Annotated in this window: 13 protein-coding genes; 4 read left to right on the forward strand and 9 right to left on the reverse strand. The window is 68.8% G+C overall.

The features are described from left to right. Positions 1 to 16: 16 nt before the first annotated feature. From ACIBEI_RS02165 to ACIBEI_RS02180, 4 genes are all read right to left on the reverse strand, one after another. Positions 17 to 550, reverse strand: coding sequence for a hypothetical protein (locus ACIBEI_RS02165; RefSeq protein WP_398884137.1), 534 nt, complete (start codon positions 548 to 550; stop codon positions 17 to 19). 112 nt (positions 551 to 662) lie between these two features. After that, a complete protein-coding gene (locus ACIBEI_RS02170) occupies positions 663 to 1,559 on the reverse strand; it encodes a TerC family protein (RefSeq protein ID WP_398885067.1) in 897 nt (298 codons plus the stop codon). 60 nt (positions 1,560 to 1,619) lie between these two features. After that, entirely contained in the window at positions 1,620 to 2,411 is a 792-nt protein-coding gene (locus ACIBEI_RS02175) for a sulfite exporter TauE/SafE family protein (RefSeq protein ID WP_398884139.1), read from the reverse strand. Positions 2,412 to 2,486: 75 nt separating this feature from the next. After that, on the reverse strand, positions 2,487 to 3,533 hold the full coding sequence (locus ACIBEI_RS02180) for a LacI family DNA-binding transcriptional regulator (RefSeq protein ID WP_398884141.1): 1,047 nt from the start codon (positions 3,531 to 3,533) through the stop codon (positions 2,487 to 2,489). 110 nt (positions 3,534 to 3,643) lie between these two features. Between ACIBEI_RS02180 and ACIBEI_RS02185 the strand changes: the two genes are divergently transcribed. The 4 genes from ACIBEI_RS02185 to ACIBEI_RS02200 are packed head-to-tail and all read left to right on the forward strand — an operon-like array spanning position 3,644 to position 7,654. Beyond that, a complete protein-coding gene (locus ACIBEI_RS02185) occupies positions 3,644 to 4,822 on the forward strand; it encodes a phytanoyl-CoA dioxygenase family protein (protein ID WP_398884143.1) in 1,179 nt (392 codons plus the stop codon). Positions 4,823 to 4,839: 17 nt separating this feature from the next. Next, positions 4,840 to 5,601, forward strand: a complete 762-nt coding sequence (locus ACIBEI_RS02190) for an SDR family oxidoreductase (RefSeq protein WP_398884145.1) — start codon at positions 4,840 to 4,842, stop codon at positions 5,599 to 5,601. Between the two features lie 32 nt (positions 5,602 to 5,633). Beyond that, complete coding sequence (locus ACIBEI_RS02195) at positions 5,634 to 6,638, forward strand: Gfo/Idh/MocA family oxidoreductase (protein WP_398884147.1); 1,005 nt, start codon at positions 5,634 to 5,636, stop codon at positions 6,636 to 6,638. Further along, positions 6,635 to 7,654 (forward strand): Gfo/Idh/MocA family protein, encoded by a 1,020-nt coding sequence (locus ACIBEI_RS02200; protein WP_398884149.1) that lies wholly within the window; start codon positions 6,635 to 6,637, stop codon positions 7,652 to 7,654. The genes ACIBEI_RS02195 and ACIBEI_RS02200 overlap by 4 nt, the downstream gene beginning before the upstream one ends. A 102-nt stretch (positions 7,655 to 7,756) precedes the next feature. Here ACIBEI_RS02200 and ACIBEI_RS02205 read toward each other — a convergent pair whose 3' ends face one another. The 5 genes from ACIBEI_RS02205 to ACIBEI_RS02225 form a co-directional block, all read right to left on the reverse strand. After that, positions 7,757 to 8,776, reverse strand: coding sequence for a Gfo/Idh/MocA family protein (locus ACIBEI_RS02205; RefSeq protein ID WP_398884151.1), 1,020 nt, complete (start codon positions 8,774 to 8,776; stop codon positions 7,757 to 7,759). A gap of 69 nt (positions 8,777 to 8,845) precedes the next feature. Beyond that, on the reverse strand, positions 8,846 to 9,760 hold the full coding sequence (locus tag ACIBEI_RS02210; RefSeq protein ID WP_398884153.1) for an ATP-binding cassette domain-containing protein: 915 nt from the start codon (positions 9,758 to 9,760) through the stop codon (positions 8,846 to 8,848). 3 nt (positions 9,761 to 9,763) lie between these two features. Continuing rightward, positions 9,764 to 10,837 (reverse strand): ABC transporter permease, encoded by a 1,074-nt coding sequence (locus tag ACIBEI_RS02215; protein WP_398884156.1) that lies wholly within the window; start codon positions 10,835 to 10,837, stop codon positions 9,764 to 9,766. A 5-nt stretch (positions 10,838 to 10,842) separates the two neighbouring features. After that, positions 10,843 to 11,862 carry a sugar ABC transporter substrate-binding protein gene (locus tag ACIBEI_RS02220; protein ID WP_398884158.1) on the reverse strand — a complete coding sequence of 340 codons (1,020 nt, stop codon included), beginning with the start codon at positions 11,860 to 11,862 and terminating at the stop codon, positions 10,843 to 10,845. 311 nt (positions 11,863 to 12,173) lie between these two features. Then, on the reverse strand, positions 12,174 to 13,022 hold the full coding sequence (locus ACIBEI_RS02225) for a sugar phosphate isomerase/epimerase family protein (RefSeq protein WP_398884160.1): 849 nt from the start codon (positions 13,020 to 13,022) through the stop codon (positions 12,174 to 12,176). Positions 13,023 to 13,130 lie beyond the last annotated feature (108 nt).

Raw genomic sequence — 13,130 nt, forward strand, 5'->3', positions numbered from 1 at the left:
GCGGGGGCGCGGACCCTCAGGTCCGCCCCTCCCGCTCCTGCGCCACCTTCAACGCCTCGGACGCGGCTGCCCAGCGCGCCCGTACGACGGTGAAGCCGGCCCGCTCGGCGTCCTCGCACACGAGCTCGTCGTCGTCCACGAACACCCGGATCTCACGGCCTTGGGCCAGCCCGCGGAGGATCTCCAGCTTGGTGCGCCGAGCGGGCCTGCGGTCGTCGTTGCGCCGCATCCGGATGCGGCCCTCGGGCAGACCCTGGGCGGCGAGCCAGGCCTCCGTGTCCTTGCGGCAGCGCTCGGGCCGCCCGGTCAGATAGAGGATCTCGCACTCCCGCGCGTGCTCCAGCGCGAGGGCGACGCCCTCCGCGAGCGGCGGATCGTCCGGCGCCGCCGCGAAGAAGGCGTCCCAGTCACGCGGCTTGCACTCCAGGAACTTCTGCCGGTGCGCGGTGTCGGCGAGGGTGCCGTCGAGGTCGAATACGGCGAGGGGCCTGCGTGCGCCGACACCGCCGCGGGCGTCGGATCCGGGGCGTGGCCTGCTGGTGTTCGTCACTCGGCCCACCCTAGAGTCCGGCGCGGCGGCAACGCCCCTATAAGGGGCGCGGGGAACTGCGCGACCAGCCACGACGCGCCCGCAGACGACGTGCCGGACGCCACCCGAGCACTTAGGACACAGGCCGCTCGGCCTCCACCTCCCGCTTCTTCGAGGCCCGCAGACTGGTGAAGGTCGTCACCGCGAGCACCAGGACGATGAAGCCGAGCGAGAACGGGATGCTGATCTCCGGGACATGCACCCCCGACTCGTGCAGGGCGTGCAGCACCAGCTTGACGCCGATGAAGCCGAGGATGATCGACAGCCCGTACGAGAGATGGACGAGCCGCTTGAGCAGGCCGCCGATCAGGAAGTACAGCTGCCGCAGGCCCATCAGCGCGAAGGCGTTCGCGGTGAAGACGATGTACGGCTCCTCGGTGAGGCCGTAGATGGCCGGGATGGAGTCCAGGGCGAACAGGACGTCCGTGGAGCCGATCGCCAGCATGACCACCAGCATCGGGGTCATCACCCGCTTGCCGTTCTGCTCGACCCACAGCTTGGTGCCGTGGTAGCGGTCGGCCACGCCGAAGCGTCGCTCAACGGACTTGAGCAGCTTGTTCTCCTCGTACTCCTCCTCGCCGTGGCCCTTGCGGGCGTCCTGGACGAGCTTCCAGGCGGTCCAGATCAGGAACGCGCCGAAGAGGTAGAAGACCCAGGAGAACGTTGAGATGATCGCGGCACCGGCGGCGATGAAGATCGTGCGCAGCACCAGGGCCACCAGCACGCCGACCATCAGCACGCGCTGCTGGTACTGGGCCGGCACCGAGAACTTCGCCATGATCAGGACGAAGACGAAGAGGTTGTCGACGCTGAGCGACTTCTCCGTGATGTAGCCGGCGAAGAACTCGCCCGCGGGGCCGCCTCCTTGGGCCACCAGCAGTCCGAACCCGAACGCCACCGCGAGGGCGACCCAGACCGCGCTCCAGATACCCGCCTCCTCGAGGGAGACCTCATGGGCTTTGCGGCCGATGAGGTAAACAAACGCCCACGTCCGGGCATACGCACCGCGCCGAAACGTCGAACCAGTCGTTCAGGTCGCGGTGGCCTCGCGCCACAGGCTCCACGCGAGCCCGAGGCCGGCGAGGGCGATCGCGATGCGGAGCGGGGCCTCGGGCAGGCGCCGTACGACCGCGGGGCCCATCCAGGCGCCCACGAAGCAGCCCAGACCGAGTGCCAGGGCCGCGCTCCAGTCGACCGGGGCGAGGAACGCGTAGGCGACGGCCGCGGTGACGTTGGCCGCGCCGGTGGCGATGTTCTTGACGGCGTTGGTCACCCGCAGGGGCTCGGTGGCGGACAGGGAGAGGACGGCCAGCATGAGGACCCCCGCCGCCGCGCCGAAGTAGCCGCCGTACAGGCCGACCAGCAGGACGGCACAGGCCAGCGGGAGCCTTGGCAGGGAGTCCCGACCGGGGGTGAATCGCGCGGTCAGCCGGCGCAGGGGTTCGCGGGCCAGGATCAGGACCGAGCCGAGGGCGATGAGCCAGGGCACGACCAGTTCGAACGTCGACGACGGTGTGCCGAGGAGCAGGGCCGCGCCGGTCGCCCCGCCCAGTGCCGCGGTGACGGCCAGACGGACGAGTCGTGCGCGCTGTCCGCGGAGTTCCTCGCGGGAACCCACCGCCGTTCCGACGGTGTTGGAGAAGAGCGCGACCGTGTTGGTGACGTTGGCCGCCACGGGCGGGAGGCCGGCGGCGAGGAGTGCGGGGTAGCTGAACAGTGAGGCCAGGCCGGCGATCGAGCCGGCGAGTCCGGAGGCTATGCCCGCGGCCAGGAGCAGGAGTGCGGCGCCGGGTTCCGGCTGCCCGACGATGAGCGCTTGCACGTGACTCTCTTGTCTTCACGGGGCGGTGGCGTTCCGGCACACCAGATATTGCCGTGCCGGCTCGAAACGTGTGCCTCAGAGGGCGAACTGTGCCAGCGGTACCCCCGGCGGCATGTTGTAGGGCGTGACCACCTGGATCGCCGAGGGGAGGAAGGGGCCCTCGTCCGGAAGGGCCTTGTGGGCCCTCATGATGGTCTGGCATGCGCGGCGCATGTCCTGGCGGAGGTCGTGGTGGAGGACGGCGGAGAGGCGGCGTTCGCGCAGGAAGCGGGTGTTGTCATGGTCCAGGTCGTGGGCGATGAACACCGCGCACTCCCGGCCGAGGGTGTCGAACGCGTCGAGGGTCGCCGCGTTGCCGCCACCGGCGGAGTAGACGGCGAGGACCTCCTCGTCACGCTTGAGGGCCTCCAGGACGAGGTCCCGCTGGGTGGCGTCCAAGCCGTCGCTGTCGGTGACCTCCACCAGGGACCGCCCGGGCTGCGCGATGCGCATCGCGCTGCGGAAGCCCATCTCGCGCTCCTCCTCACCGCGGAAGGAGCCCCGGCTGATCGTGGCGAGGACGTTGCCCGGCCGGTCGCCGAGCCACTGTCCGATGAGGTAGGCGGCGGTGGCGCCCGCGGCCCGGTTGTCGATTCCCACGTACGCCATGCGCGCACTGCTGGGCAGGTCGCTGACCAGCGTGACGACGGGGATGCCGGTCGCGACCAGCCGGCTCACGGCGGCGCCGATCTCCGGCAGGTCGGGGGCCTTGAGGATCACTCCCTGCGAACCGCGCTTGGCGATCCTGTCCAGGGTCGCGATCATCTCCGAGGCGGGGCAGGTCTCGCGGAAGTGGAAGCGCGATCGCACCACGGCGGGATGCAGGGACGGCAGTTCGGCTTCGAGTGCGTCCCGTACGGCGGTCGAGAACCGCTCCGGTGTCTGCATCACGATGTCGATCATGAATGTGCGCCCACCGATGCGAACCTGGGTCCGTTGACGGTCCAGATCCTTTATCGCCTGGTGCACCTCCATGACAGTGCTCTCCCGCACGCCGCCCCGGTCGTTGAGGACTCGGTCGACCGTGGCTTCGCTCAGACCGGCCTGACGGGCGATCTCTCTGATCGGATACGGATGTCGCATGGCGGTCCCCGAAAGCAGGATGATGGACTTTTGACGGGTCTCTGCGGATTGTATGACGGGCTCTCGTTCACAAGACTGGCAGAAAAGCAGGCATGGCGAAAGGACCAGGGATGTCCCCCACGGAGGCGGGAACACCGACTTGGCTGAGCGAGGACGACTGCGATCTTGGCGCATTCCGCTCGTTGGTCGAGCAGAGCACCGAGCGGCAGGCGTATCCCTCGGCCGAGCGGATCGAGCAGAACGTCCTGGTCTACGCGAGTGACCGGATCAGGGACCTCGCGGTGACCCCTCGGGGGCGCCGGGAGGTGCAGGCCGAGCTGGTGCGGGCCCTGCTGGACGGACCCGGGGTCGTGGTCCTCAAGGGCGCGTTCACGGACCCGGCCGTCGTGGACGCGGCCTCCGGTGCCTTCAGCGCGCTGATCGAGGAGGAACGTTCCGGCGGCGAGGCCCGCGGTGACCACTTCGCCAAGCCCGGCGCCAACGACCGGGTGTGGAACGCCCTGGACAAGGTGGCCGTGCGCGCGCCGGAGGTGTTCGCGGACTACTACGCCAACGACATGCTGGCCCTGATCTCCGAGGCCTGGCTCGGCCCCGCCTACCAGGTGACCTCCCAGATCAACGTGGTCAACCCGGGTGGCGCCGCACAGAGCGTGCACCGCGACTACCACCTGGGCTTCCTGACCAACGCCGTCGCCGCCGCGTACCCGGCGCACGTCCACCGCCTCTCCCCCGTACTGACGCTCCAGGGCGCGGTCGCGCACTGCGACATGCCCGTCGAGTCCGGGCCCACGCTGTACCTGCCGCACTCGCAGAAGTACGAGCCCGGCTATCTGGCCTGGCGGCGCCCGGAGTTCATCGAGTACTTCGAGGAGCATCACGTCCAGCTCCCGCTGGAGAAGGGCGACGCGGTGTTCTTCAACCCCGCGCTCTTCCATGCCGCCGGACACAACCGCTCGGCGGACATCAAGCGCATGGCCAACCTGCTGCAGGTCTCCTCCGCCTTCGGCCGCGCCATGGAGTCCGTGGACCGGGAGGCCATGGCCGCGGCCCTGTTCCCGGTGCTGCTGCGCCGCAAGGAGGAGGGCGCCTCGGAGAGCTGGCTGCGCCGCGTGATCGCCGCCACGGCCGAGGGCTACCCCTTCCCCACCAATCTGGACCTCGACCCCCCGGTCGACGGTCTCGCTCCGCCCTCGCAGGCGGACACCCTCTGGCAGGCAGTAGCCGAAGGCTGGGCCCCGGCCCGGCTCCGCCAGGAACTACAGGCGGGCGCGAAGCGCCGCCGGAGCTGAAGGAGAGAACAGCACTCATGGGACTGCTTGAGGACAAAGTCGTCCTCGTCAACGGCGGCAGCCAAGGCGTCGGCGCCGGAATCGTCCAGGCGGCCGTACGCGAGGGCGCCACCGTCGTCTTCACCGGACGACGTGCCGAGGTCGGCGAGAAACTCGCCGCGGACACCGGAGCCCACTTCGTACGCGCGGACCTGTCGGACGCCGCACAGGCTCGCGACAGCGTCGTACAGACGGTGGACACACACGGACGCGTCGACTGTCTCGTCAACGCGGCGGGGCTGACGTCACGTGGTTCGCTCCTGGACACCACGCCGGAGCTGTTCGACGCGCACATCGCGATCAACCTGCGGGCGCCGTTCTTCGCCATGCAGGCCGCGGTCGCCGACATGACGGCCCGCAAGACGCCGGGCACCATCGTGAACGTCATCTCGAACTGCGCGCACGGCGGCCCGCCGTATCTGGCGCCGTACTCCACGGCGAAGGCCGGACTCGCGGGGCTGACCCGCAACGCGGCCCACGCGCACCGCTGGGACCGCGTCCGCATCAACGGCCTCAACATCGGCTGGACCGACACCGAGGGCGAGGACGCCACCCAGCGTGCCTTCCACGGGGCGGGCGACGACTGGCGGGAGAAGGCCGCCGCCGCCCAGCCGATGGGCAAACTCGGGCAGGTCGACGAGATCGCCGATTTCGTCGTCTTCCTGCTCTCCGACCGCAGTGGCGTGGTGACCGGCTCGGTCATCGACTGGGACCAGATCGTCTTCGGCGGGCTCGACTGAACCGCCCCCTGGGCTGAAGGAGCAAGATTCTCATGCGTATTGGCATCATGGGGCTGGGCCGGATCGGCGCTTTCCACGCGGAAACCCTGTCAGGACTCGAAGCGGTCGACTCTCTGGTGGTCACCGACCCGGTGGCCGCGGCCGCCTCCGCCGCCGCGGAGCGGTTCGGAGCCGCGGCGGTGGACTCCCCCGACGCGGTACTGGCCGCCGGTGTGGACGGAGTGGTGATCGCCGCCGCGACCAACGCACACCCCGAACTCATCCTCGCCGCCGTCAAGGCGGGCATCCCGGTCTTCTGCGAGAAGCCCGTAGCCCTCGGCATCGAGGAGAGCCTCGATGTGCTGCGTGCGGTGGAGGGCGGCGGGGTCGAGGTGCACATCGGCTACAACCGGCGCTTCGACGCCGGCTGTGTCGCCGCGCGCGCGGCCGTGGTGAGCGGCGAACTCGGACTGCTGCACACCGTACGGTCCACCACCCTGGACCCCGCGCCGCCGCCCCCCGCGTACGTGGCCGTCTCCGGCGGCATCTTCCGCGACTGCAGCGTGCACGACTTCGACATCGTGCGCTGGGTCACCGGCCGCGAGGTCGTCGAGGTGTACGCGACCGGCGGCAACCGGGGTGCGGACTACATCGCGGCGGCGGACGACGTCGACACCGCCTCCGCGCTCCTCACCTTCGACGACGGCACGATCGGTGTCATCTCCAACTCCCGGCACAACGCCCGCGGTTACGACGTCCGCCTGGAGGTGCACGGTATGAAGGACAGCATCGCCGTGGGCCTGGAGGACAAGCTGCCGCTGCGGTCCGTCGAGCCGGGAGTCACCTTCCCCGCCGGCACGCCGCACTCCTTCTTCATGGACCGCTTCGCCGACGCCTACCGCGCCGAACTCACCGCGTTCACCGAGGTCGTGGCGGGCTCCCGGCCCTCTCCCTGCACCGTGGCGGACGCCCTCGAAGCGAGCTGGATCGCCGAGGCCTGCACGCTGTCGCTGCACGAGCGCCGGCCCGTACGACTGGAAGAGGTGCGTAAGGCATGACGGACGAGCCACTGCGAATCGGCATACTGGGGGCGGCCCGCATCGCCGAGCTCGCGATCGTCGGCCCGGCCCGCGTGACCGGCCACCGCCTTGTGGCGGTGGCCGCCCGCGACCGGTCCCGCGCCGAGACCTTCGCCGCCGAGCACGATGTCGAACGGGTCCTGGACTCGTACGCCGACGTGCTCGCCGACCCCGAGGTCGAGGTCGTCTACAACCCGCTCGCCAACAGCCTGCACGGGCCCTGGAACCTCGCCGCGCTCGCGGCGGGCAAGCACGTGCTGACGGAGAAGCCGTCCGCGAGCATCGCGGAGGAGGCCGTGGAGGTACGGGACGCCGTCGCGAAGGCGGGCACCGTCTTCATGGAGGGCTTCCACTACCTGTTCCACCCGGTCACCCGACGCCTGCACGAGCTGCTGGACAGCGGGGAACTGGGCGAACTCCGGCACGTGGAAACCACGATGCTCATGCCTGCGCCGCCGGACACCGACCTGCGCTGGTCGTTTCCGCTGGCGGGTGGCGCTCTGATGGACCTGGGCTGCTACAGCCTGCACGCCCAGCGGGTGCTCGCGCCCTGGGCGGGCGGCGCACCGCGGCTCGTCGCCGCGCGCGGCGGTGAACGGCCGGGCGCGCCCGGGGTCGACGAATGGCTGGACGCCGAGCTGGAGTTCCCCAGTGGTGTCACCGGTACCGCCCGCTGCCACATGGCGTACCACGAGTGGGAGATGAGCTACCGGATCGTGGGCTCACTCGGTGAGGCCACGGCGACGAACTTCGTCCAACCGCACCTCGACGACCGGGTCCTGGTCCGCACGGCCTCGGGCGAGCGCACCGAGATGCTCGGCCGCCGGTCCTCGTACACCTATCAGCTCGAAGCGTTCGCGGCCCATCTGCGGCGGGGTGCGCCGCTGCGCCTGGACGCCGATGACTCGGTCGCCACCATGCGGCTCATCGACGAGTGCTACCAGGGCGCGGGGTTCCCGCCCCGACCGCGGACGGTCCTGCCGAACACGGTCTGAGAGCAAGAATGGTCTGAGAGAAACAGGAGAACGGGAGAGGGCGGTGCCGAAACGGCACCGCCCTCTCCCGTTGTGCATAAGCCATGTACCACTAGAGGGCGGTTACCGGTAGAGGTCGGGCCGCTCGATCAGCTCGACCTCGACCCGCCGGCCCTCCCGCTGGGCACGCACGCCCGCCTCGCACACCGCGGCCGCCGCGTAGCCGTCCCAGACGCTGGGACCGGTGACCTCGCCGCGCCGGGTGGCGTCCACCCAGGCCCGTACCTGGCGGTCGTACGCGTCCTCGAACCGCTCGATGTAGTCCGGCGTGACGCGGCCGCCCCACCGGCCATCGGTGCTGAGCCGTGGTCCGTACTCATCACCGATGCCCGCGACGCCGCGCTCGCAGACGGCTTCGGCCCACACCTGATATCCGTAACCGCAGTGGCCGAAGATCTCGACGTCGACTAGAGCCCCCGACTCGGTTTCGAACAGGACGAGTTGAGGGTCGCTCATGCCTTCTGGCGCCAGTGAGGACGGAGTCGGCTTGAGGACCGTGACCGAGGTGATCTCCTGATCGAGGAGCCAGCGGGTCACGTCCATCTCGTGTACGACCGAGTCGTTGATGAGCATCTCGGTGGTGAACCCCGACGGCATGGAGGGGTTGCGGTGCCGTTGATGCACCATCAGTGCCCTGCCCAACTCCCCGCCGTCGAGCAGCTGCTTCAGCTTCACGTACTCGGAGTCGTACCGGCGCATGAAGCCCACCTGCACCCGGCGGTGCCCGAGCCGCTGTTCCGCCTCCAGGACCCGTAGCGCAGACGCCGCGTCAGGGGTGAGCGGCTTCTCGCACAGGACCGGCAGATCACGGCCCAGGGCTTCGAGCAGGGCCGCCTCGTGGGCGGGCCCGGGAGAGGCGATCAGCACGGCGTCCACGTCCTCCGCGGCCAGCGCGACCGCGGCTTCCGTGTACGCCGTGCATCCGTCCAGCGTGTCGGCGAGGGCCTTGGACCGCTCCGCGTCGATGTCCACGACGGCGGTCACCCGCGCCCCGCTGATGACGTGCTGGAGCCTTCGGACATGATCGGCCCCCATCTTGCCGGTGCCGATGACGGCTACGCCGAGTACTCCCTGAGATGACATATATGCAGTGTCTCTCCTATGCCTGAGGATCAGGCCTGTGCCTGAGGATCAGTTGCCTGTGGACGAGGGTCAGTTGCGCTGCGCACCGACCTGGAGCTCTGCCTCTTCGGGGAGTTCTTCGACGTCGACGCCGCGGACCTGGGCCAGCTCGTGCTTCAGCGCGGCCAGTTCGGCGCCGCCGGCCATGTGGTTGGTGAGTTCTTCGAGGCTGACGTCGGCGCGGGCGGCGGAGAGTTCCATGGTGCCCAGACGCAGGACGCTGAAGTGGTCGCCGACCATGTAGGCGTGGTGCGGGTTGTGGGTGATGAAGATGACGCCCAGGCCGCGGTCGCGGGCGGCGGCGATGTACTTCAGGACCACGCCGGACTGCTTGACGCCCAGGGCCGCGGTGGGCTCGTCCAGGATGAGGACGCGGGCGCCGAAGTAGACGGCGCGGGCGATGGCCACGGACTGGCGCTGGCCGCCGGACAGGGTGCCGATGGGCTGGTCGAGGTCGTCCAGGATGATGCCCATGTGGCGCAGTTCGGTGTCCGCGGTCTGCTTCATCCTCGCGATGTCCAGGCGCCGGATGGGCCAGGGGCCCTTGGTCATCTCGGAGCCGAGGAAGAAGTTGCGCCAGACCGGCATCAGCGGGACGGTGGCGAGGTCCTGGTAGACCGTGGCGATGCCCTTGTCGAGGGCCTCACGCGGGTTGCTGAGCTGCACCGCCTGGCCGTCGATGAGGAACTCGCCCTCGGTGTGCTGGTGCAGCCCCGAGATGATCTTGATCAGGGTGGACTTGCCGGCGCCGTTGTCGCCGAGCACACAGGTCACCTGGCTGGAATGGACGGCCAGGTCGACGCTGTGCAGGGCCCGGACGTTGCCGTACGACTTGCCCGCGCCCTTCAGCTCGACGGTGGGTGTGCCGTCCGCCGATGCCGTTTTCTTGGGGGCTGTCCCGTTGGGTGAGACCGACCCGTCGGAGGTGATGGGGTTGGTGGTCATGGGTTACCTCCGGGTCGCCTGGCGGCGGACCCACAGATTGACGAGGGCGGCGAGCAGGAGCATGACGCCGAGGAAGGCCTTGAACCAGTCGGGGTTCCAGTTGGCGTAGACGATGCCCTGGGAGACCATGCCGAAGATGAAGGCACCGATGACCGGGCCGATCGCCGAGCCGTACCCGCCGGTCAGCAGACAGCCGCCGATCACCGCGGCGATGATGTACAGGAACTCGTTGCCCACACCCTCGCCGGACTGGACGGTGTTGAACGAGAACAGGATGTGCATCCCGACGAACCAGGCACCCGCCCCCACCCCCATGAACAGGGCGATCTTCGTGAAGGTGACCGGCACACCCACCGCACGGGCCGACTCCTTGTTACCGCCGGTCGCAAAAATCCAGTTGCCGAACTTGGTACGCAGCAGCAGCCAGGTCGCCGCCGCGGCGAAGACCAGCCAGTAGAACACCGTGATCTTCACATCGACACCGCCGATGCTGAACTCCGACGCGAAGACCTTCTGAGCCTGGTCGAAACCGTCCATGTCACTGATCGAGTCAGTCGCGACATTCCCGGTGAAGACCTTGGTGATGGCCAGGTTGGCGCCTTGCAGGATCAGGAACGTGCCGAGCGTGATCAAGAACGACGGCAGCCCCGTCCTGACCAGCAGGTAGCCGTTGAACGCTCCGATGGCCAGGGACACCAGCAGCGCCACCAGGACACCGGTCCATACGTTCATGGAGAGCTGGAAGCTCCACATGCTGGCCGTCAGCGCCGAGGTCGTGACCGCGACGCCGGCGGAGAGGTCGAACTCGCCGCCGATCATCAACAGGGCCACCGGCAGGGCCATGATGCCCATCACCGAGGACTCATAGAGCACGTTGGACAGCGAGCTGGCCTCACGGAAGGGGGAGGCGACCGCGAAGAAGAAGACGTACACCGCGATCGCCGCGATCAGCGCGCCGATCTCGGGGCGGGCCGCCAGCCGGCGGGCCAGGGAGCGTTCCGCGGTCCGGCCGTCCTTGGGGGCGGCCGGCGGAGCCGGCGACGAGGAACTCGTCGCCGGTGCCGTTGCCTGGGACATGGAGATCACCTGGTGCCCTTCGCGGCGAACTTCGCGATGGTCTCCACGTTCGACTTGTCCACGAACGCCGGACCGGTCAGCACCGGCTCCTGGCTGCCACCGCTGAAGTTGCCGTTGGTCTTGTAGAGCCACAGCGAGTCGACCGACAGGTAGCCCTGGAGGTAGGGCTGCTGGTCCACGGCGAACTGGATGTCGCCGTCCTCGATGGCTCCGATGAGGTCCTTGTTGAGGTCGAAGGTGGCCAGCTTGGCCTTGCTGCCCGCGTCGTCCAGCGACTGCACGGCCGCCAGGGCGAACGGGGCACCGAGGGTGACCACGTAGTCGATCGAGGAGTCCTGCTTGAGCTTGGCGGTGATCGTCGACTTCAGAGCCGGCATGTTCGTGCCGTTCACGTACAGGTTCGTCGTCTTGCCCTTGAAAGTCTTCTTCACACCCGCACAGCGTGCTTCCAGAGCGACGTGGCCCTGCTCCTGGATGACACAGATGTTGTTCTTGGCACCGAGTGCGTTGAGCTTCTCGCCGAAGGCCTCACCGGCCACGGTCTCGTCCTGGCCGAAGTACTCCAGGAGGCCCTGCTCCTGCCAGTCGTCGACGCCGCCGTTGAAGCCGACGACGGGGATACCGGCCTTCTCCGCCTTGGCGACCGCGGACTTCATGGAGTCCGGCTTGGCCAGGGTGACCGCGATACCGTCGACCTTCTGGTCGATCGCGTTCTGCACCAGGTTGGCCTGCTTGGCACCGTCGGGGCTGCTGGAGTAGATCAGCTCGACGTTGTCCTTCGCGGCGGCGGCCTGCGCCCCCTTGCGGATCGTGTCCCAGAAAGTGTCACCGGGAGCCGCGTGCGTGATCATCGCGACCTTCATACGGGGAGTGTTGGCCTTGCCGGCGGACGCGGCGCCCGTGTCCTCCTCGGCCTTCTTGCCACCGGAGTCACTGGAGCAACCGGCGAGGACGAGAGCCGCCGCGGCGGCCGCGGCCACTGCGGGGACGATTCTGCGGGAACGGGAGTGGAGCGAGCGGTTCATCTTTCCGGCACCTCACTGTGCGACTGGAGAAGGAACAGGTGACCGACCGGGAAGGACCCCGCGGTCACATGCCGTTAACACGGCTGTTGCCTATGACGGGATACAAGCCCCAGTTGCACCCCAGCGTCAATATACGCAAAGACATCATTTATCCATCAAGGGAAAGGTCAGAGCATTTCCCTGACGGGCCATTTCCCGTGTCATATACACGCGAAATGTCGCGGGCAGTCGCCTGCCCTTTTCGTTATCAAATCCTCACGCGATCGAGCCCCATAAACCACACGCGCCATACCCGCCTGCCCCCTGTGCGGTTACTTCAGTACCGCCGCGGCGGTGCGGTACGCCGCTTCGGCGGCCTCGCGCACCGGAAGAGCGCGATGCGCGTCGGACAGGATCTCCACCCCCCAGGGACCGGTCCAGCCGGCCGTGCGGAGCGCGGAGATGATCCCCGTCAGGTCGAACGATCCCTCGCCGCACAGGCGTCGGCGCCTGACGGTGTCCTCGAAGAGGGTCCCGATCACCTCGCTGTCCGCGTCGTTGAGCTCCACGCCCACGATGCGTGACGCGGGTACGTCCGCCAGCTCGGCCGGCGGGGTGTGGGCGCGCTCGGTGTGCCAGACGTCGATGATCAGACCGCCGGCCGGGTGACCGGCGGCCTCGACGAGCCGGAGTCCGTCGTGCACGGTCTTGAGGTTGGTCCAGGGCAGGAACTCGATCCCGAGCCGGGCGCCCACACCGTCCGCCTGCGCGGCCAGCGTGGCGAACTCCTCGGCCCAGACGTCGAGTTCCCACGGCCTGTCCTCGACGTCCGGTCCGATCTTGAGGTGGCGCGCGCCGAGTGCCTCGGCGGCCCGGAGCAGGTCCAGGCGGACGGCGTCAGACGCGGCACGCGGTGCTCCGTCGGCCCACCAGTCGGTCAGCAGCTCCAATTCGATGTGGACGAGTCCGTTGTCCTCGAAGAGGGACCGGATGCCGGACAGTCCGTATGCGCGCTCGGCCTCGACCAGGTCCGCGTACAACAGGCCGAAGCCCTTGAAGCCGGCGGAGCTCGCCGCTTCCACCCGCTCCCGAAGCGTCAGCGGGCTCCGTGAGTCGGGCCACCCGGGTGCGGCATTGCCCGTGGTGGTCCAGCAGGTGGCCAGCAGGTCCTCCGTAGTCACGTCTGTTTCCCCATTCCTGGTCGAGGACCGGACGAAGCCGGTGCATCATGTATGTCGGCCCGAACTCGAATATATTCTGGAGCAGTCGTCCCGGCCTGCCACCGAGGT

It is taken from the genome of Streptomyces sp. NPDC050988, assembly GCF_044456225.1.
Lineage (GTDB): Bacteria > Actinomycetota > Actinomycetes > Streptomycetales > Streptomycetaceae > Streptomyces.

What these genes read in the sequence shown, in the direction of transcription:
- ACIBEI_RS02205 (WP_398884151.1), bottom strand. Translation starts at nt 8,776, where the DNA reads ATGTCATCTCAGGGAGTACTCGGCGTAGCCGTCATCGGCACCGGCAAG.
- ACIBEI_RS02180 (WP_398884141.1), bottom strand. Translation starts at nt 3,533, where the DNA reads ATGCGACATCCGTATCCGATCAGAGAGATCGCCCGTCAGGCCGGTCTG.
- ACIBEI_RS02185 (WP_398884143.1), top strand. Translation starts at nt 3,644, where the DNA reads ATGTCCCCCACGGAGGCGGGAACACCGACTTGGCTGAGCGAGGACGAC.
- ACIBEI_RS02195 (WP_398884147.1), top strand. Translation starts at nt 5,634, where the DNA reads ATGCGTATTGGCATCATGGGGCTGGGCCGGATCGGCGCTTTCCACGCG.
- ACIBEI_RS02190 (WP_398884145.1), top strand. Translation starts at nt 4,840, where the DNA reads ATGGGACTGCTTGAGGACAAAGTCGTCCTCGTCAACGGCGGCAGCCAA.
- ACIBEI_RS02215 (WP_398884156.1), bottom strand. Translation starts at nt 10,837, where the DNA reads ATGTCCCAGGCAACGGCACCGGCGACGAGTTCCTCGTCGCCGGCTCCG.
- ACIBEI_RS02210 (WP_398884153.1), bottom strand. Translation starts at nt 9,760, where the DNA reads ATGACCACCAACCCCATCACCTCCGACGGGTCGGTCTCACCCAACGGG.
- ACIBEI_RS02200 (WP_398884149.1), top strand. Translation starts at nt 6,635, where the DNA reads ATGACGGACGAGCCACTGCGAATCGGCATACTGGGGGCGGCCCGCATC.
- ACIBEI_RS02220 (WP_398884158.1), bottom strand. Translation starts at nt 11,862, where the DNA reads ATGAACCGCTCGCTCCACTCCCGTTCCCGCAGAATCGTCCCCGCAGTG.